This is a genomic window from Pantoea sp. Taur (assembly GCF_009830025.1).
GTDB classification, from domain to species: Bacteria; Pseudomonadota; Gammaproteobacteria; order Enterobacterales; family Enterobacteriaceae; genus Pantoea; species Pantoea communis.
Genome location: NZ_SZZZ01000012.1, coordinates 11,814 through 31,226, shown reverse-complemented (window position 1 = coordinate 31,226; position 19,413 = coordinate 11,814). Strand labels below are relative to the sequence as shown.

Here is a 19,413-nt window from a genome sequence, read left to right as displayed (position 1 = left end):
TGAGAATTATTTAGTGGAGGGGAATTTAGGGGAATGAATGGCAAAATAAAAAATTAACCTGATGAATAATGGAATAAAAATTTTCACGATTTGAAAAATGGCGAAAAATAAAGCGTTTTAATCGCAAAAGATAATTATCCCGGGATATGCGACAGCGGCTGCATTTTAGGGGATTTCTGAAAGGAAGCCCAGCACCATCGCGCCAGCTCTGCTACGCGTCACTGCTGAAGATGTAAACAAATAAGAAAATTCAGCGCAGTTAATTCGTTAGGGAAAGTGGTGACTATTTACGCTTTTTTACCCCAGTCCTATGGCAGAAAAATATCTGAATGATTAATAAGTGCGGGCAGCCATCTGCCCGCGATTTCATTTCGTACGTCGGCTTAATTGACCACGGCGGAATAAATTGCGGCGAATACGGGTTAATCCCGGCTTCGGTTTGCGCGGTTCATCCAGCGAGGCCAAAACTAATTCCAGCACGCGCTCGGCGACATCGCGATGACGCTGCCCCACCGCCAGTACCGGGCACTCTAAAAAGTCCAGTAATTCGTGGTCGCCAAAGGTGGCGATAGCCAGGTCAGTGGGCAGGCGGCCATCCCGCTTTAGGGTAATGTCCATCACGCCCTGAAGCAGACCGAATGAGGTGGTAAACAACGCATCTGGCATCGGATGATCTTCGAGGTATTTCTCGAATAGTGTGGCAGCCGCAGTGCGATCAAAGCTGTTGCAGTAGAGGTAATCCACCGTGCGTTCATCGTCTTTCCACGCATCGCGGAAGCCCATTTCACGCAGGAAACTGACTGAAAGCTCAGGCAAGGCCCCAAGGAACAGCACATTTTTCACCGGAAGCTGACGCAATTCAGCCGCCAGAGCATGCGCATCGTCCTGATCGGCACCGACCACACTGGTGAAGTGTTCACGATCCAGCGCACGGTCCAGCGCGATAATCGGCAGCGGATCGTTGATCCAGCGCTGATAAAACGGGTGTTCTGGCGGCAACGAGGTCGAAACAATGATCGCATCCACCTGGCGCTGCAGCAGATGTTCAATACAGCGCATTTCATTGTCAGGCTGATCTTCCGAGCAGGCAATCAGCAGCTGATAGCCACGTTGACGTGCCTGGCGCTCCAGATAATTGGCAATGCGCGTGTAACTGGTGTTCTCAAGATCCGGGATCACCAGACCAATTGAACGCGTACGTCCGGCGCGCAGGCCTGCCGCAACAGCATTGGGGTGATAATTATGTTCACGCACCACCGCCATCACTTTTTCGACGGTTTTGTCGCTGACACGATACTGCCGCGCTTTGCCATTGATAACGTAGCTGGCCGTGGTGCGCGACACGCCCGCCAGGCGCGCAATTTCATCCAGTTTCACGATGACACCTTAATTCTGATAAGCCAGGGCTGGGCAAATGTCCGCAGAGTAGCTATGGGTAAAACATTTGTAACATCTAACCGCAGAACACTACGCTGAGCAACCGCTTTTATCGGGCAGCACTCACAAGCGCATTAAATAAAAAAACCCGGCATTACGCCGGGTTAGCTTTGAAGCAGGATGATAACTCTGCGGAATTAACGCATCACACGATCGCCACGTGACACGCCCACAATCCCTGATCGCGCCACTTCAACTATCTCAGCAACATCGCGCACCGTGTTGAGGAAGGCGTCGAGTTTATCGCTGGTGCCTGCCAGCTGAACCGTGTACAGCGTTGGCGTCACATCGATAATCTGACCACGGAAAATCTCCGCGCTGCGCTTCACTTCTTCACGACCGTAACCGCTGGCCTGAATCTTCACCAGCATGATTTCACGTTCAACGTAGGCACCCTGCCCCAGCTCGCTGACACGTAACACGTCCACCAGTTTGTGCAGTTGCTTTTCAATCTGCTCCAGCACTTTTTCATCGCCGACCGTCTGAATGGTCATGCGTGACAGCGTTGGATCGTCGGTTGGCGCAACGGTCAGGCTTTCGATGTTGTAGCCGCGCTGTGAGAACAAACCCACTACCCGAGACAATGCGCCGGATTCATTTTCCAGCAGTACCGATAACACACGACGCATAATTAAGTCCTCTCCGTTTTGCTCAGCCACATCTCATCCATCGAACCGCCGCGAATCTGCATCGGGTAAACGTGCTCGCTGCCGTCGATATTCACATCAACAAACACCAGACGCCCTTTCGCCAGGGTATCCAATGCCAGCTGCAGCTTCTCTTCCAGCTCAGCGGGGTGCGCGATGGAAATACCCACGTGTCCGTAGGCTTCGGCTAAACGCACAAAGTCAGGCAGAGATTGCATGTAGGATTGCGAGTGGCGGCCGGAATAAATCATATCCTGCCACTGTTTCACCATACCGAGGAAACCGTTGTTGAGGTTCAGCACCAGCACCGGTAAATCGTACTGCAGCGCAGTCGACAGTTCCTGGATGTTCATCTGAATACTGCCATCACCGGTCACGCAGATGACGGTTTCATCCGGCAGCGCCATTTTCACCCCCAGCGCAGCCGGTAAGCCGAAGCCCATGGTGCCAAGGCCACCGGAGTTGATCCAGCGACGCGGCTTATCAAACTGATAATAGAGCGCGGCGAACATCTGATGCTGGCCGACATCAGAGGTAACGTACGCATCCCCCTTAGTCAGACGCCAGATGGTTTCGATCACCGCCTGCGGTTTGATCTTGTCGCTGGTGCGATCGAACTCGAGGCACTTACGGCTACGCCAGCCATCAATGGTCTGCCACCAGTCGCGCAGGCTATCCAGCTCTTGCTTCGCATCGCTTTGCGCCAGCAGTTCCAGCATCTGCGACAGCGTCTGCTTCGCATCACCGACAATCGGGATATCCGCGCTGACGGTTTTGGAAATCGAGGTCGGATCGACGTCGATATGCATGATGGTGGCGTTCGGGCAATATTTCGCCAGGTTGTTGGTAGTACGGTCATCGAAGCGCACACCAATGCCGAAAATCAAATCGGCATTGTGCATCGTCATATTGGCTTCGTAAGTCCCGTGCATCCCCAGCATGCCGACGCTCTGGCGATGCGTGCCCGGGAATACGCCCAGGCCCATCAGCGACATGGTGACCGGAATGTTCAGCTGTTCCGCTAACTGCAGCAGTTCCGCTTCACAGCCTGACATAATCGCACCGCCACCGGCATAAATTACCGGCTTATGTGCGGCCAGTAGCGTTTGCAGTGCACGCTTAATCTGTCCTTTATGCCCCTGAATCGTCGGATTATAAGAGCGCATGCTGACCGACTCAGGATAGACGTACGGCAGTTTGTTCGCTGGGTTAAGAATATCTTTTGGCAGGTCGATCACCACCGGGCCTGGGCGGCCGCTTGCTGCCAGCCAGAAGGCTTTTTTCAGCACGGTTGGGATCTCTTCGGCGTTTTTAACCAGGAAGCTGTGTTTGACCACCGGACGGGAAATCCCGACCATGTCGCACTCCTGGAACGCATCGTAGCCGATCAGTGAAGACGGCACCTGACCCGACAGAATCACCATCGGAATCGAATCCATATAGGCCGTCGCAATACCGGTAATGGCATTGGTGGCGCCTGGACCTGAGGTGACCAGCACCACGCCGACTTCGCCGGTCGCGCGTGCCAGACCATCTGCCATATGCACAGCGCCTTGCTCGTGACGCACTAATACGTGGTCAATTCCACCGACCGTTTGCAGCGCATCGTAAATGTCGAGCACTGCTCCGCCCGGATAGCCGAATACCTGCTTAACGCCCTGATCGATTAACGAACGGACGACCATTTCGGCTCCTGACAACATCTCCATTTTCTGCCTCCAGGCTTGAGGAACCGGATCCAGTGACGCGCATTGCCCCTGCGCCACTGACACCCAGCCCCGTATTCGCCAGTTAAGATCAAAACCTTATGTTTATGCTCAGATGACAGAATTCATTTCTGCCTTCCAGGTACAGGGAATCTACTTGAGTTGATTCTTTTAAGAGTAGGTCGATTACCATAACCGCAGAAAACCCGGCCTGCAAACGACAGGAGGCTGCGACAGGCTTATTTCGGCACAAAAGGCACTGACACGTGATAATCGCTCACGAGGATTAAACTAATGCGATCCCACAACCACAGATGAAAATGCTGGTTTCATGATTATTTGCAGCGTGTTCTAAGAAATATGATTTTCATATTGCCTGGCCGGTTAGCCCACAATTTTTCCTGAATATTACTTTCTGGCGTGATTAACTTCAAAATCCGCTTCTTGCATGACATTGTGCTAAGCAACCCGCCAAATCTTGTTTTTACGATTGTACCAAAACCCCGATTAAACATATTAAATTCAATAACTTAAAATTAATTCGTTTTTATAAAAAATTTTTTAGGCTGTTTAAGCCATTATGCATGCAGCTAATTAATGCCAAAGCTCTGTGTAGCGGGATATTCGCAGCAGATCGCCCTTAACCGACAAAAGAAATACCCTTTCACTTAGGGTTGACTTCCCACAGCAATCCCAGTATCAATATGTGCAGCACAAAATTTACGAGGTTTGATTCATGTTCCATTCTTTCCGCCTACTCGGTCTACTACTAAACGCATTCAGTTTGCGCGGTAGACTTGTGGGTGGAATCAATCACTGATTCGAACCTGAAGAAGTTTAAAGAACCCGCGCCGATGCGCGGGTTTTTTTATGCTCGTTACACCGGCGAAGTTGAGTTAAAGCAAAAGGAAGATGACCATGAGCCAGCAAGTTATTATTTTCGATACCACTCTGCGCGACGGCGAGCAGGCATTACAGGCCAGCCTGAGTGTTAAAGAAAAACTGCAGATCGCCCTGGCGCTGGAGCGTATGGGCGTGGATGTAATGGAAGTCGGTTTCCCTATCTCTTCGCCTGGCGATTTCGAATCGGTGCAAACCATCGCGCGCTCGGTGAAAAACAGCCGCGTTGCTGCCCTGGCTCGCTGCGTGGATAAGGATATTGATGCCGCCTACGAGGCTTTGCGTGTGGCTGAAGCATTCCGCATTCATACTTTCCTCGCCACTTCGCCAATGCATATCGCCACCAAATTGCGCAGTACCTTGCCAGATGTGATTGACCGCGCAGTAGCCTCTATTAAACGTGCCCGCAACTATACCGATGACGTTGAGTTTTCTTGCGAAGACGGTGGCCGTACGCCTATCGACGATCTGTGCCGCGTAGTGGAAGCCGCGATCAACGCCGGCGCGACCACCATCAACATCCCGGATACGGTTGGTTACACCTTGCCGCACGAGTACGCCAACATCTTCAGCCAGTTGCGCGAACGCGTACCGAACATCGATAAAGCTATCTTGTCTGTTCACACCCATGATGATTTGGGCATGGCAACCGGCAATGCCGTAGCAGCGGTGTTAGCAGGTGCGCGTCAGGTTGAAGGCACCATCAATGGCCTGGGCGAACGTGCCGGTAACTGTGCGTTGGAAGAAGTGATTATGGCGATTAAAACCCGTCAGCAGATCATGAACCTGCACACCAATATCCATCATCAGGAAATCTACCGCACCAGCCAGTTGATCAGCCAAATCTGCAACATGCCGATTCCAGCCAACAAAGCGATTGTGGGTACGGGTGCGTTTGCTCACTCCTCTGGTATTCACCAGGATGGCGTGTTGAAGAACCGCGAAAACTACGAAATCCTGACGCCAGAATCGATCGGCTTACACAAAATTCAGTTGAACCTGACTTCACGCTCTGGCCGTGCTGCGGTGAAACATCGCATGGAAGAGATGGGCTACAAAGATTCCGACTACAACGTCGATGCTCTGTACGATGCCTTCCTGAAGCTGGCCGACAAGAAAGGCCAGGTATTTGATTACGATTTGGAAGCGCTGGCGTTCATCAACAAACAGAACGAAGAGCCAGAGTATTTCCAGCTGAACGAATTTAATGTGCAGACCGGTTCCAGCGTCACTGCCACCGCGTCAGTGCAGTTGGGCTGTGGCGAAGAGACCAAAGCCGATGCTGCGACCGGTAACGGTCCGGTTGACGCCGTGTATCAGGCCATCAACCGCATCACCGGCTTTGAAGCAGAATTGGTGAACTACAAGTTGACCGCGAAAGGCCACGGCGAGAACGCGCTGGGCCAGGTTGATATCGTGGTGAACTACAACGGTCGTAAATTCCATGGCGTTGGCCTGGCGACTGATATCGTCGAATCTTCTGCTAAAGCGATGGTGAACGCCCTGAACAACATCTGGCGCGCCAAACAGGTAGAAAAAGAATTGCAGCGTAAATTTAAAGATCAGAAGGAAACGGTGTAACTATGACTCAGTCTTATCATATTGCGGTAATGCCAGGCGACGGAATCGGCCCGGAAGTGATGGCGCAGGCTATCAAGGTTCTCGACGCAATTCGCGCGCGCTTCGACATGCGTATCACCACCAGCGAATATGATGTTGGCGGTATCGCCATCGATCGTCACGGTGAACCGCTGCCGCCAGCCACCGTTGCCGGTGCAGAGCAAGCGAATGCGATTCTGTTCGGCTCTGTCGGTGGTCCAAAATGGGAACACCTGCCGCCCGCGGGCCAGCCTGAGCGTGGTGCACTGTTGCCACTGCGTAAGCACTTCAAGTTGTTCAGCAACCTGCGCCCCGCTTCCTTATATAAAGGCCTGGAAGCGTTTTGCCCACTGCGCAGCGACATCGCCGCACGCGGTTTCGACATCCTGTGCGTGCGTGAATTAACCGGCGGCATCTACTTTGGTCAGCCGAAAGGGCGCGAAGGTAGCGGTCCACATGAGCGTGCATTTGATACCGAGGTGTATCACCGTTTCGAGATCGAGCGTATTGCACGCAACGCCTTTGAAGCCGCACGCAAGCGTCGTAACAAAGTGACGTCAGTGGATAAAGCCAACGTGCTGCAGACCTCAGTGATGTGGCGTGAAATCGTTAATGAAGTGGCAAAAGATTACCCGGATGTGCAGTTGAGCCACATGTACATCGATAATGCCACCATGCAGTTGATTAAAGATCCATCACAGTTTGACGTGCTGCTCTGTTCTAACCTGTTCGGTGACATCCTGTCAGACGAATGCGCGATGATCACCGGTTCCATGGGCATGCTGCCTTCTGCCAGCATGAATGAAGAAGGTTTCGGTCTGTATGAGCCTGCGGGCGGTTCTGCGCCCGATATCGCCGGTCAGAACATTGCCAACCCAATTGCTCAGATTCTCTCGTTGTCTCTGCTGTTGCGCTTCAGCCTGAATGCCGCTGAAGCTGCAGACAGTATCGAGCGTGCGGTCAGCCGTGCGCTGGAAGCGGGCCATCGTACCCGCGATTTAGCCGGTAACGGCCCAGCTGTGAGCACAGATGAAATGGGCAGCATCATTGCCGGTTTCATCGCTGAGGAAAAATAATAAAATGAAAAGCTTATACCAGAAGTTATTTGATGCACATGTCGTCCACGAAGCACCAAACGAAACCCCGTTACTGTACATCGATCGCCATCTGATCCATGAAGTGACGTCACCGCAGGCCTTCGATGGCCTGCGCGCTCACGGCCGCAAAGTGCGCCAGCCGTCGAAGACGTTCGCCACCATGGACCACAACGTTTCTACCCAGACCAAAGACATTAACGCGTCGGGTGAGATGGCGCGTATTCAGATGCAAGAGCTGATCAAGAACTGTGCTGAGTTCGGCATTCAGCTGTATGACCTGAATCACCCGTTCCAGGGTATCGTGCACGTGATCGGGCCTGAACAAGGGATGACGCTGCCAGGCATGACCATCGTCTGCGGCGATTCCCACACCGCGACCCACGGCGCATTCGGTTCGCTGGCATTCGGTATCGGCACCTCCGAAGTTGAGCATGTGTTTGCCACGCAGACCCTGAAACAGGGCCGTGCCAAAACCATGAAGATTGAAGTGCTGGGCGAAGCGGCGCCGGGCATTACGGCGAAAGATATCGTGTTGGCGATTATTGGTAAAACCGGCAGCGCCGGCGGTACCGGTCACGTGGTGGAATTCTGTGGCCCGGCGATTGAAGCGCTGAGCATGGAAGGCCGTATGACGTTGTGCAACATGGCGATTGAGATGGGTGCCAAAGCGGGCCTGGTCGCGCCGGATGACACCACTTTCGCTTATCTGAAAGACAAGCAGTTCGCACCGAAGGGCGAGCAGTGGGATGAAGCCGTCGCCTACTGGCGTACGATGAAGTCCGACAGCGATGCCAAATTCGACACCATTGTCACCCTGAACGCGGCCGATATCGCGCCGCAGGTCACCTGGGGCACCAACCCAGGTCAGGTAATGGCAGTGGATCAGGCGATCCCCAACCCGCAATCCTTTGCCGATCCGGTTGAGCGTGCTTCTGCCGAGAAAGCTTTGGCTTACATGGATTTGCAGCCGGGTATTAAACTGACTGAAGTCGCTATCGACAAAGTCTTTATCGGCTCTTGCACCAACTCACGAATTGAAGATTTGCGCGCTGCGGCAGCCATCGCTAAAGGCCGCAAAGTCGCACCTGGCGTTGTTGCCATGGTCGTCCCTGGCTCAGGCCCAGTGAAGGCGCAAGCCGAAGCAGAAGGTCTGGATAAGATTTTCCTCGAAGCCGGTTTTGAATGGCGTCTGCCTGGCTGCTCCATGTGCCTGGCGATGAACAATGACCGTCTGAACCCAGGCGAGCGTTGTGCCTCTACCAGTAACCGTAACTTTGAAGGTCGTCAGGGCCGTGGCGGTCGCACTCACTTAGTGAGCCCGGCGATGGCTGCAGCGGCTGCAGTAACCGGTCGTTTTGCCGACATTCGTGAATTGACTCAGGGAGCTTAAGCCATGGCGAACAAATTTACCCAACACACCGGAATTGTGGCGCCACTGGATGCGGCAAACGTCGATACCGATGCCATCATTCCAAAACAGTTCCTGCAGAAAGTGACGCGCACCGGTTTTGGCGCGCACCTGTTCCACGACTGGCGCTTCGAAGATGATGCGGGCACCGTGCCTACCCCAGGTTTCGTGCTGAACAAGCCGGAATTTAAAGGCACCAGCATCTTGCTGGCGCGTGAAAACTTTGGCTGCGGCTCATCACGTGAGCACGCCCCATGGGCCCTGACCGATTTCGGTTTCCACGTGGTGATTGCACCCAGCTTCGCGGATATTTTCTATGGCAACAGCTTTAACAACCAGCTGCTGCCGGTGAAGTTGAGCGATGAAGAAGTGGATGAGATGTTCAAACTGGTGGCCGCGCAGCCAGGCATGACCTTTACCGTGGATCTGGAAGCCCAGACCGTCACGGCCGGTGATAAGTCTTACAGCTTTGAAATCGACAGCTTCCGCCGTCACTGCATGATTAACGGTCTCGACAGCATTGGTTTGACGCTGCAACACGAAGCGTCCATCTCCAACTACGAGACCACTCAGCCAGCGTTCCTGCGTTAATGCCTTATTCGGTGCGTTTAAATACGCACCGAATAGAGACGCACTGGATGTTTATAAAGTCGCCTTTGCGGGCGACTTTATATTTATTGGGCATCACGCACGCGCGACGCCAGCCCCAACGCCACAAGCGCCATCGCTAATGCCAGCCAATACACCGACTCATGGCCAAAGCGCTCGCTCAGCGTGCCCTGTATCAATCCTGCAATAATCAAACCGGTCGATATCGAGGTGGTAAACATCGTGGTCGCTGCACCCGCGCGTCCCGGCATCAAATCCTGGAACCACAGCATGCCAATTCCCGCGACGATGCCGATAAACGCCGCGTTGAACAGCTGAAGCACCATCAATGCCGTGCGCGACTGGAACAACACCAGTCCGAGATAGAACAGGATCGCCGCCACCAGCGCTAACAGCACCAACTTGCGCTTACCAAAGCGCTTCGCGTAGTGTCCGGCCAGCAGCATGATGGGAATTTCCAATCCTGCGGCCGTCCCCATTAGTAAGCCCGCCAGTTTTTCCGGCAACCCCAACGTGGAGCTGATATACAGCGGCATATCGATGATATACATGGTGTTGCACGCCCACATCACCACCGAGGCGATAAACAGCATTCGCACCTGGCTATCTTTCCACGGACTGAGCTGGGTCAGCACCTGCTCTGGCGTCGCGGCCACGCGCGGCACTGAAGGCAGAGTGCGCCAAATCAGCAGCATACTGAGCAGGAAAATCGCCGCCGCCACGCAGAACAGCGTCACGAAGCCATAGTTAAGCGCTAAGGCGAACGACAGCGGCGGGCCAATCACCCATGCCAGCGACAGTTGCGCACGCATCACCGAGCTGAACATCACCACTTCACGCGCCGACTGATCGGCATACTCGCGTGCCAGCGCAAAGATCTGCGGAATCGCCACGCTGGCCAGCGCTGACAGCAACACGCCCACACTGATCAACGTCAGGTAATGACGATTAAAGGCGAATAGCAGCGCATTCAGTACCGCCATCAGGCAGCAAAACAGAATCAGATTGCGACGATCGCCGCGATTGTCCGAACGTTTCGCCATCAGCAGGCTAATCACAATCCCGGCAATGGCGTTGATGGTAAAAAATAGCCCGACCCAAAACGGTCGCACCTGCACTTCGCGCGTCAAAAACAGACTCAGCGTGGGTGCCTGCAACGCACCGGCGACACCGGTCATAAACGACACCGCCATAAAAGAGAGATAAACCGGATTGATACGACGCTGGCGCGTTAACAGCGATTTCATGCAGAAATCCCTTTGCGGAGAAATGAGGCTAAGACAAAGAGGGTAGAAGATTTCACAGCAAAACGAAAAAAGCCAGCAGAGAAAACGCTGCTGGCGGTGAAATGCACCCTACTCAGAAAAGGCTCCACGTCGGCGGAACCGCTGGCAGAGCGCCATTCATTGCTGAATGCCTCCCGCTCTTCCATTGCCTGGCAGTATGCCTCTAATATGGGGCAGGAAAAACTGAGCGATTCTGAGAAGGAGTTCCCCTTTTATGTCCTCTGCGCGACTGCAACAGCAGTTCATCCGCCTGTGGCAAAGCTGCCAGGGTGTGGATCAGGAAACTACCTTAAGCGATCTGGCTGAACGGCTGCACTGCTCGCGCCGCCATATGCGTAACCTGCTGAATGCCATGCAGGATGCGGGCTGGCTGATTTGGCAGGCAGAAGCCGGGCGCGGTAAGCGTTCGACCCTGAGCTTCAATTACACCGGCTTAGCACTGCAGCAGCAGCGCGCCGAGGATCTACTGGAGCAGGACCGCATAGAGCAGTTGGTGCAACTGGTGGGCGATAAGAATCAGGTGCGGCAGATGATTGCAGCGCATCTCGGGCGCAGTTTCCGCCAGGGCAAGCACATCCTGCGCGTGCTCTATTACCGTCCGCTGCCCAATCTGCTGCCGGGCTCGCCGCTGCGTCGTTCGGAAACCCATCTGGCGCGACAAATCTTTAACGGCCTGACGCGAATAAATGAGGAAAAGGGGGAAATCGAAGCGGATATCGCCCATCACTGGCAACAAACCTCCCCACTCCACTGGCGCTTCTTTTTACGACCCGCGATTCGCTTCCATCACGGACGTGAACTGGAGATGGAAGACATCATCGCTTCACTGGAACGTGTACGCAGTCAGCCGCTGTTCTCGCATATCGACAAACTGCACTCTCCCGCGCCCTGGACGCTGGATATTCATCTGTCACAGCCCGATAGCTGGTTGCCTTGGCTGCTGGCCAGCGTCAGCGCGATGATCCTGCCGCGCGAATGGCCGACGTTGCGCCATTTTGCCCGTCAACCCATCGGCACCGGTCCTTACAGCGTGGTACGCAACCAGCAGACGCAGCTGAAAATCGCCGCCTTTGATGACTATTTTGGCTATCGCGCTCTGATTGATGACGTGTCGATTTGGGTGCTGCCGGAAATCAGCGACGAGCTGGTGTATGCCGGCGTGAAGCTGCAGGGGGAAACCGCCGATGAGAAATCCGAAGAGAGCCGTCTGGAAGAAGGTTGCTATTTCCTGCTGTTCGACCAGCGCTCAGAGCGTGGTAAGGATGCCCATTTTCGACGCTGGGTGAGCTATCTGCTTAACCCGATTGCCCTGCTCAACCATGCGGGTGTGGGCTATCAGCGCTACTGGTTCCCTGCATACGGTTTCTTACCGCGCTGGCATCATCGCCGCGATCTCACCCCAGCCGAAAAGCCCGATGGACTCACGCAACTGACCATCAGCTGGTACAGCCATCATGTCGAGCATGAAGGCATTGCTAACGCCCTGCGCCCGCTGCTGGCTGAACAGGGCGTTGAGCTGATCACGCGCGAGCTGAGCTACGAAGAGTGGTTCGAAGGTGAAGGAGAGAGTGACATCTGGCTCGGCAGCGTCAACTTCACTCTGCCGCTCGACTACGCACTGTTTGCGCAGCTCTACGAATTGCCGCTCATGCATCACTGCGTTCCGATTGACTGGCACGCAGACGCGCAACAGTGGCGACAGAAAGCCTTGCCTCTGGCCGAGTGGAGCAAACAGTTGGTGAACAGCGACTTTGTTCATCCGCTCTTCCATCACTGGTTACTGCTGGAAGGCCAGCGCAGTATGCGCGGTGTGCGGCTCAACACGCTCGGCTGGTTTGACTTTAAATCGGCCTGGTTTGCACCACCGGAGCTGTGACACTTTCGCGCTGTCACAGAAGTGTCTAAAATAAGCCGTTCTCAACGGGGTGCCCTGGTATTGGGCTGAGAGAAACCCGTCGAACCTGATCCGGCTCATACCGGCGTAGGGATTTGAGATGAGCGATAACTCAGATCCTTTGCGACTCAACTTTATCTTCTCCTCAAGGAGCGCAAAGTGTTAAACAAAGTCTTGCCCGTGTTGCTGTTGATCTCTGCCCCGGCGTTGGCTGCCAAGCCTGTTCTTACCGTTTACACCTACGACTCGTTCTCTGCAGATTGGGGCCCCGGCCCTGCCGTTAAAAAAGCCTTTGAAGCCGAGTGCGGCTGCGAACTGAACTATGTGGCGCTGGAAGATGGCGTGTCGCTGCTCAACCGCGTGCGGATGGAAGGCAAAAACAGCAAAGCCGATGTGGTGCTGGGCCTCGATAACAACCTCGTGCAAGCCGCCGAAAAAACCGGCCTGTTCGCAAAAAGCACCGTCGACACCAGTAAATTGCAACTGCCTGATAGCTGGCATAACGACACCTTCGTTCCGTTCGATTACGGCTACTTCGCCTTCGTCTACGATAAAAACAAGCTGAAGAACCCACCGAAGAGCCTGAAAGAACTGGTTGAAAGCCCGGAAAAGTGGCGTGTGATCTATGAAGATCCACGCACCAGCACACCGGGATTAGGCCTGCTGCTGTGGATGCAAAAAGTGTATGGCGATAAAGCACCTGACGCCTGGCAGAAGCTGGCACAGAAAACGGTCACCGTCACTAAGGGCTGGAGCGAAGCCTATGGCCTGTTCCTGAAAGGCGAAGGCGATCTGGTGCTGAGTTACACCACCTCTCCGGCATATCACATCATCGAAGAGAAGAAAGATAACTACGCCGCTGCGCCGTTTAGCGAAGGCCATTATCTGCAAGTGGAAGTGGCTGCACAGCTCGCTAGCAGCAAACAGCCCAAACTGGCGCAGCTGTTTATGCAATTTATGGTATCGCCAGCCTTCCAGCAGACCATTCCGACTGGCAACTGGATGTATCCGGTGATCAAAAGCGATCTGCCTGCCGGTTATCAGTCACTGACCGTGCCGGCGAATGCGCTGCAATACAGCTCAGCCGAAGTGGCCGATCATCGCGCGGACTGGATTCGCACCTGGCAACAAGCCGTTAGCCGTTAATGCCAGCCTGGTTAATTCCTGGAAGTGCCGTTGCGCTGCTATTGTGCGCAGTGGCACTGCTGGCGTTTGGCGCCTTAGTGATGGCGGCGCCGGTCACTGACTGGCGCGCCCTGCTGTCAGACAGTTATCTGCACCACGTCCTGGCCTTCTCGTTTGAGCAGGCGCTTTTATCTGCCCTGCTCTCGGTGCTGCCGTCGATTCTGCTGGCACGTGCGTTGTATCGTCGCCGCTTTCCGGGACGTAATCTGCTGCTGCGCCTGTGTGCCATGACGCTGGTATTGCCGGTTTTAGTGGCCGTATTTGGTTTGCTCAGTGTTTACGGTCGCAGCGGCTGGCTGGCGCACCTCTGCAGCCTGCCTGGCATTGATTACACCTTCTCGCCCTATGGCTTGCAGGGCATTTTACTGGCACATGTGTTCTTCAATCTGCCCCTCGCCACCCGCATGCTGTTACAGGCGCTGGAAAGTATTCCCGGCGAGCAGCGTCAGTTAGCCGCCCAACTTGGTATGCGCGGCTGGAATCTGTTTCGTTTAGTCGAATGGCCATGGCTGCGGCGCCAGATTCTGCCCACCGCAGCCCTGATTTTTATGCTGTGCTTCGCCAGCTTTGCCACGGTACTGGCATTAGGCGGAGGACCGCGTGCCACCACGCTGGAACTGGCCATCTACCAGGCGCTGAGTTTTGATTACGATCCCAGCCGTGCGGCGCTACTGGCACTGTTACAACTCGGATGCTGTTTGCTGCTGGTGCTGCTCAGCCAACGTTTCAGTAAAGCCATCCCTACCGGCAGCCAAAATATTCGTGGCTGGCGTGATCCGCAGGATTCCTGGCATGCCCGGATCGGCGACACGCTACTGATTGTCTGTGCGCTACTGCTGTTGCTGCCGCCGCTCGCTGCGGTGATCGTTGATGGCTTGCGCGGTGGTGTTGCAGGTGCGCTGCAACAGCCCGCGTTATGGCAAGCGACCTTCACCTCACTGCGCATCGCCATCGGCGCCGGATTGCTGTGCGTGGTGCTGACCATCATGTTGCTATGGAGCAGTCGCGAGCTGCGTCAGCGTCAGCGCAACGTTGCGGCACAGGCAATGGAGCTAAGCGGTATGCTGATCCTGGCGATGCCCGGCATCGTGCTGGCCAGCGGCTTTTTCCTGCTGTTCAACGCGACCATCGGCCTGCCGCAGCGCGCCGATGGCTTAGTGATTTTCACCAATGCGCTGATTGCCATCCCTTATGCGATGAAGGTACTGGAGAACCCGATGCGCGATATCAGCGCTCGCTACACCCCGCTCTGCGCATCACTGGGCATTGCTGGTATTAATCGCCTGAAACTGATTGAACTGCGCGCGCTGAAGCGGCCCATTGCACAAGCGCTGGCGTTTGCCTGCGTGCTGTCGATTGGTGATTTCGGCGTGGTGGCCCTGTTTGGCAGCGCCGATTTCCGTACGCTGCCGTTCTATCTGTTCCAGCAAATTGGCGCTTACCGCGGCGCAGACGGTGCCGTTACGGCACTGCTGCTGTTATCGCTGTGCCTGTTACTCTTTACCCTGATGGAAAAACTGCCGGGTCGCCATGCTGACACTGAATAATCTCACTTATCTTTACCAGCATCTGCCAATGCGCTTCCGTTTTGAAGCCCAGGCGGGTGAACGTCTGGCAATCCTTGGTCCCAGCGGCGCAGGCAAAAGCACCTTGCTCAGTCTGATCGGCGGTTTTTTGCCAGTGAGCCAGGGAACCCTGATGATGAATGGCGTCGATCACACGCGCAGCGTGCCGTCGGCGCGACCAGTGTCGATGCTGTTCCAGGAGAACAATCTCTTCCCGCACCTGACGGTGCAGCAAAATATGGGGTTAGGTTTGCATCCGGGCTTGAAACTGACGCGGGAACAGCAACAACAGTTGGCCACCATCGCTGAGCAGACCGGGTTAGCGGAGATGCTGAACCGCTTGCCCGTCGAGCTTTCCGGCGGTCAACGTCAGCGCGTGGCCTTAGCGCGCTGCCTGTTGCGCGATCGGCCGATCCTGCTGCTCGATGAGCCCTTCTCTGCGCTCGATCCGGCGCTTCGCGGTGAGATGCTGCAACTGGTGCGTACGGTGTGTGAAAGCCGCAATATCACGCTGCTGATGGTGTCGCACAGCCTGGAAGACGCCCAGCAAATTGCGCCGCGCAGTCTGGTGGTGGTCGATGGGCGGATTTACTGGGATGGCAGCACGGCGAGCTTGATCAGTGGAGAGAGTGAAGCGGCTACCATCCTTGGCGTGAAAAAGCCTTAAGCGAAGAACACCTTCCACAATAGCTGGCGGAAGATAGGCATCATCGGGTGATACTGAATGGCGATAAATGCCGCCACGCCGATAGCCGCCGCCAGCGGTGCCAGCCAGCGCAAACGCGCCTGCGGCAGATATTTCGTCGCCCAGTCAGTGGTTTTGCCACTGCGCCACCAGCGCCACATCAGCCAGAATCCCATCCACACCAGCAAAGCCACCAGCAACAGCAGCCACTTAAAATTGCCGCCTTGCGCGGCCTGCGGCACATCAATCGCCACACCGGCGAGGATACCCGGCATCAGATAAGCCGGCGGCCAGAGAATACAGCCAATCAGGTTGGGCGGCAGGAACTTGCGCACCGGCAGCTCCAGCATGCCCGCCGCCAATGGAATCAACGGACGCGTCGGGCCGACGAATCGCCCCACCAGGATAGTAAACATGCTGTGTTCATGCAGCGCGTGCTCGGTTTTATCCAGCAGGCCCTGATACTTTTTCAGATATTTCCAGCGGTGCAATGGCCCCTGAAACTTCCAGCCGATGCCATAAGAGACCCAGTCACCAATCAGGCAACCGGCAAAACCCGCCGCCCAGGCAGGATAAAGACCAATCTGTCCGCTGCCCACCAGCGCCCCAAGGCTGGCCATTAATACGGTTCCTGGCAACAGCAATCCCACGAACGCCAGTGACTCAAGGAAGGTCACCAGCGCCACGGCCATCAGCGCGTACTCCAGCGATTGCGAAAACAGATGTTGAATCCAGGCTTCCATAACTATCCTCTGCGGAATATAGAGGCTGGATTGTCCGGAGCCAGCGCCAAACCGTCAAGGCAAGAATTGTAGGACGATGTTGACAGAGTGCTGACAATATCGCCACGCGCAGGCACTGTATAAACATCCATGGTATACTTCAGGCAATTCATTTCCTGGAGTTCACGTGACCAAACCACGCGCAGGTTTTTTGCTTACCCGCCACTGGCGAGATACCCCAACCGGCAGCGAAGTGGTGCTGTGGCTGGCGACTGATGAGGGTCCGCAGCGGCTGGTGCTACCGGCACAAGAGTCCGTGGCTTTCATTCCAGAAGAGTTCCGCCAGCAAACCGAAGCGTTGATCCGTGACGAGCGGCATACTCGTGTGCAATCGCTCGAGCTGAAAGATTTCCGCCGTCGTCCGGTGTTTGGCCTTTATTGTCGCAGCCATCGCCAGCTGCAAAACCTGGAAAAGCGACTGCGAGAAAATGGCATCGCGCTGTATGAGGCCGATATCCGCCCGCCAGAGCGCTATTTGATGGAGCGTTTCATCACTGCGCCAGTGTGGTACAGCGGCGAGGTGCGCGGCGATAGCGTGGTCAATGCTCGCCTGAAACCGCATCCAGATTACCGCCCGCAGCTAAGATGGGTTTCGCTGGATATCGAAACCACGGAACACGGTGAGCTGTATTGCATCGGGCTGGAGGGCTGCGGTCAGCGCCAGGTGTATATGCTGGGTCCACCCAATGGCGATGCCAGCACGCTCGATTTCGATCTCATCTATGTGGATAGCCGCCCGCAGCTGCTGGAACAGCTCAATGCCTGGTTCGCCCGCCACGATCCTGATGTGATCATCGGCTGGAGCGTGGTGCAGTTCGATTTACGCGTCCTGCAGAAACACGCCGACCGCTACGGCATCCCGCTGCGTTTAGGTCGTAACAATCAGGCGCTGGAGTGGCGTGAGCACGGTTTTAAACCTGGGGTATTCTTCGCACAAGCCACAGGAAGGTTGGTGATTGATGGTATTGAAGCGCTGAAGTCCGCTTTCTGGGATTTCCCCTCCTTTAGTCTCGAAGCTGTATCCCGTCAGTTGCTTGGCGAAGGCAAAGCCATTGATAACCCGTGGCAGCGTATGGAAGAGATCAACTGGCGCTTTGCCCATGACAAACCCGCGCTGGCGAAGTACAACCTGAAAGATTGCGAACTGGTGACGCGCATTTTCCATCACACTGCCATCATGCCGTTTCTGCTGGAACGCGCCACGGTCAATGGCCTGGCGGTCGATCGTCACGGCGGTTCGGTGGCGGCGTTTGGTCATCTTTATATTCCGCGTATGCATCGCGCAGGTTTCGTGGCACCTAACCTTGGTGAAGTGGCACCCGAAGCCAGCCCGGGTGGTTATGTGATGGACTCACGGCCCGGCCTGTACGACTCGGTGCTGGTGCTGGATTATAAAAGCCTTTATCCCTCCATTATTCGCACCTTTCTGATCGATCCCGTCGGTTTGGTGGAGGGGCTGGCGCATCCAGACGATGCCGATTCCGTTCCCGGGTTTCGCAATGCGCGCTTCTCACGCCAAACCCATTGCCTGCCAGCGATTGTGGAGCAGATTTGGCAAGGGCGTGAAGCGGCTAAACGCAACGGCAATCAGCCTTTGTCACAGGCGCTGAAAATTATCATGAATGCCTTTTACGGCGTGCTTGGTACCAGCGCCTGTCGCTTCTTTGATCCACGTCTTGCGTCTTCAATTACCCTGCGTGGCCACGCCATCATGCAGCAAACACGCGAGCTGATTGAGGCCGAAGGGTTTGATGTGATTTATGGCGACACCGACTCCACCTTTGTCTGGCTCAAAGGCGCACACAGCGAGGCGGAGGCCGCCGCCATTGGTCATCGTCTGGCTAAACAGGTCAATGCGTGGTGGCAGCAACATCTGCAGCAGACTTACGGGCTGGAGAGCGCACTGGAATTAGAGTACGAAACCCATTTCAGTCGCTTCCTGATGCCCACCATTCGCGGTGCTGAACAAGGCAGTAAAAAGCGCTACGCCGGCATGATTCGCAGCGACGGAACAGAGCGGCTGGTGTTTAAAGGGCTGGAGTCAGTACGCACCGACTGGACACCGCTGGCACAGCAGTTCCAGCAAAATCTGTATGGCCGAATTTTTCGTGGTGAGCCATGGCGGGATTATATCCGTGAGACCGTGGCGCAGCTGCTGGCGGGCGAACTGGATGAATTACTGGTCTACAAAAAGCGCCTGCGCCGCCCGTTAAAAGATTATGAAAAAAACGTGCCACCCCATGTACGCGCTGCTCGCCTCGCCGATGAGCAAAATCGGAAATTACAGCGTCCATTACAGCATCAAAATGGCGGGTCCATTCGCTATGTGATGGCGACCGCTGGCCCGGAACCGCTGGAAGCGCGCACCACGCCGCTCGACTATGATCACTATGTCACCAAACAGTTACAACCGGTGGCAGATGGAATTTTACCTTTCGTCGGCGATGACTTTGCTACACTTATTACCGGGCAGCTGGGGCTTTTTTGACAGGTGACGAATGCCCTGCCATCCAGTACCATAGCGCCCTTCCTGTTTCTCACCGCATAGACACCCTGACCAAACTCTTGTTTGGCGGTGTTGTATTGCCTGAGTGCAGGTGAACTTCTTTATGG

At 55.1% G+C, this 19,413-nt stretch carries 15 protein-coding genes and 1 riboswitch; of the genes, 10 read left to right on the top strand and 5 right to left on the bottom strand.

Going from position 1 to position 19,413, the window contains the following annotated elements; translation table 11 throughout:
- Positions 1–366: 366 nt before the first annotated feature.
- From cra to ilvI, 3 genes are all read right to left on the bottom strand, one after another.
- A complete protein-coding gene (gene cra, locus FD744_RS16330) occupies positions 367–1,377 on the bottom strand; it encodes a catabolite repressor/activator (RefSeq protein ID WP_097118335.1) in 1,011 nt (336 codons plus the stop codon).
- A 197-nt stretch (positions 1,378–1,574) separates the two neighbouring features.
- Positions 1,575–2,066 (bottom strand): acetolactate synthase small subunit, encoded by a 492-nt coding sequence (gene ilvN / locus FD744_RS16325; protein WP_034825997.1) that lies wholly within the window; start codon positions 2,064–2,066, stop codon positions 1,575–1,577.
- A gap of 2 nt (positions 2,067–2,068) precedes the next feature.
- On the bottom strand, positions 2,069–3,793 hold the full coding sequence (gene ilvI, locus FD744_RS16320; protein WP_034825999.1) for an acetolactate synthase 3 large subunit: 1,725 nt from the start codon (positions 3,791–3,793) through the stop codon (positions 2,069–2,071).
- A gap of 733 nt (positions 3,794–4,526) precedes the next feature.
- Here ilvI and leuL point away from each other — a divergent pair.
- The 5 genes from leuL (at position 4,527) to leuD (ending at position 9,385) form a co-directional block, all read left to right on the top strand.
- Positions 4,527–4,610 carry a leu operon leader peptide gene (gene leuL, locus FD744_RS25985; RefSeq protein ID WP_101749442.1) on the top strand — a complete coding sequence of 28 codons (84 nt, stop codon included), beginning with the start codon at positions 4,527–4,529 and terminating at the stop codon, positions 4,608–4,610.
- 98 nt (positions 4,611–4,708) lie between these two features.
- Positions 4,709–6,271 (top strand): 2-isopropylmalate synthase, encoded by a 1,563-nt coding sequence (leuA, locus tag FD744_RS16310; RefSeq protein WP_034826001.1) that lies wholly within the window; start codon positions 4,709–4,711, stop codon positions 6,269–6,271.
- A gap of 2 nt (positions 6,272–6,273) precedes the next feature.
- Positions 6,274–7,365 carry a 3-isopropylmalate dehydrogenase gene (gene leuB / locus FD744_RS16305; RefSeq protein ID WP_058960908.1) on the top strand — a complete coding sequence of 364 codons (1,092 nt, stop codon included), beginning with the start codon at positions 6,274–6,276 and terminating at the stop codon, positions 7,363–7,365.
- Positions 7,366–7,369: 4 nt separating this feature from the next.
- Positions 7,370–8,776 carry a 3-isopropylmalate dehydratase large subunit gene (gene leuC / locus FD744_RS16300; RefSeq protein ID WP_034826009.1) on the top strand — a complete coding sequence of 469 codons (1,407 nt, stop codon included), beginning with the start codon at positions 7,370–7,372 and terminating at the stop codon, positions 8,774–8,776.
- Between the two features lie 3 nt (positions 8,777–8,779).
- A complete protein-coding gene (gene leuD / locus FD744_RS16295) occupies positions 8,780–9,385 on the top strand; it encodes a 3-isopropylmalate dehydratase small subunit (RefSeq protein ID WP_160868736.1) in 606 nt (201 codons plus the stop codon).
- 83 nt (positions 9,386–9,468) lie between these two features.
- On the opposite strand, the gene FD744_RS16290 is transcribed toward leuD, so the two are convergent.
- Complete coding sequence (locus tag FD744_RS16290) at positions 9,469–10,650, bottom strand: MFS transporter (protein WP_160868735.1); 1,182 nt, start codon at positions 10,648–10,650, stop codon at positions 9,469–9,471.
- Positions 10,651–10,903: 253 nt separating this feature from the next.
- Between FD744_RS16290 and sgrR the strand changes: the two genes are divergently transcribed.
- From sgrR to thiQ, 4 genes are all read left to right on the top strand, one after another.
- A complete protein-coding gene (gene sgrR / locus FD744_RS16285; protein WP_160868734.1) occupies positions 10,904–12,565 on the top strand; it encodes an HTH-type transcriptional regulator SgrR in 1,662 nt (553 codons plus the stop codon).
- Between the two features lie 35 nt (positions 12,566–12,600).
- Positions 12,601–12,695: riboswitch (TPP riboswitch) on the top strand.
- 47 nt (positions 12,696–12,742) lie between these two features.
- Entirely contained in the window at positions 12,743–13,729 is a 987-nt protein-coding gene (gene thiB / locus FD744_RS16280) for a thiamine ABC transporter substrate binding subunit (RefSeq protein WP_160868733.1), read from the top strand.
- On the top strand, positions 13,729–15,315 hold the full coding sequence (gene thiP / locus FD744_RS16275) for a thiamine/thiamine pyrophosphate ABC transporter permease ThiP (protein ID WP_160868732.1): 1,587 nt from the start codon (positions 13,729–13,731) through the stop codon (positions 15,313–15,315). Before thiB ends, thiP begins: the two co-directional genes overlap by 1 nt.
- Positions 15,299–16,000 (top strand): thiamine ABC transporter ATP-binding protein ThiQ, encoded by a 702-nt coding sequence (gene thiQ / locus FD744_RS16270; RefSeq protein ID WP_160868731.1) that lies wholly within the window; start codon positions 15,299–15,301, stop codon positions 15,998–16,000. Before thiP ends, thiQ begins: the two co-directional genes overlap by 17 nt.
- Here the strand turns inward: thiQ and FD744_RS16265 are convergent.
- Positions 15,997–16,761, bottom strand: a complete 765-nt coding sequence (locus tag FD744_RS16265; protein ID WP_058959349.1) for a DedA family protein — start codon at positions 16,759–16,761, stop codon at positions 15,997–15,999. The genes thiQ and FD744_RS16265 overlap by 4 nt on opposite strands.
- Before the next feature lie 166 nt (positions 16,762–16,927).
- Here FD744_RS16265 and polB point away from each other — a divergent pair, with 166 nt between their 5' ends.
- The gene (gene polB / locus FD744_RS16260; protein WP_160868730.1) at positions 16,928–19,288 is read left to right on the top strand and encodes a DNA polymerase II; all 2,361 of its coding nucleotides are present in this window, start codon (positions 16,928–16,930) and stop codon (positions 19,286–19,288) included.
- The last annotated feature ends 125 nt before the right edge of the window (positions 19,289–19,413 follow it).

What these genes read in the sequence shown, in the direction of transcription:
- ilvN (WP_034825997.1), bottom strand. Translation starts at nt 2,066, where the DNA reads ATGCGTCGTGTGTTATCGGTACTGCTGGAAAATGAATCCGGCGCATTG.
- ilvI (WP_034825999.1), bottom strand. Translation starts at nt 3,793, where the DNA reads ATGGAGATGTTGTCAGGAGCCGAAATGGTCGTCCGTTCGTTAATCGAT.
- leuL (WP_101749442.1), top strand. Translation starts at nt 4,527, where the DNA reads ATGTTCCATTCTTTCCGCCTACTCGGTCTACTACTAAACGCATTCAGT.
- leuA (WP_034826001.1), top strand. Translation starts at nt 4,709, where the DNA reads ATGAGCCAGCAAGTTATTATTTTCGATACCACTCTGCGCGACGGCGAG.
- leuB (WP_058960908.1), top strand. Translation starts at nt 6,274, where the DNA reads ATGACTCAGTCTTATCATATTGCGGTAATGCCAGGCGACGGAATCGGC.
- leuC (WP_034826009.1), top strand. Translation starts at nt 7,370, where the DNA reads ATGAAAAGCTTATACCAGAAGTTATTTGATGCACATGTCGTCCACGAA.
- leuD (WP_160868736.1), top strand. Translation starts at nt 8,780, where the DNA reads ATGGCGAACAAATTTACCCAACACACCGGAATTGTGGCGCCACTGGAT.
- FD744_RS16290 (WP_160868735.1), bottom strand. Translation starts at nt 10,650, where the DNA reads ATGAAATCGCTGTTAACGCGCCAGCGTCGTATCAATCCGGTTTATCTC.
- sgrR (WP_160868734.1), top strand. Translation starts at nt 10,904, where the DNA reads ATGTCCTCTGCGCGACTGCAACAGCAGTTCATCCGCCTGTGGCAAAGC.
- thiP (WP_160868732.1), top strand. Translation starts at nt 13,729, where the DNA reads ATGCCAGCCTGGTTAATTCCTGGAAGTGCCGTTGCGCTGCTATTGTGC.
- thiQ (WP_160868731.1), top strand. Translation starts at nt 15,299, where the DNA reads ATGCTGACACTGAATAATCTCACTTATCTTTACCAGCATCTGCCAATG.
- FD744_RS16265 (WP_058959349.1), bottom strand. Translation starts at nt 16,761, where the DNA reads ATGGAAGCCTGGATTCAACATCTGTTTTCGCAATCGCTGGAGTACGCG.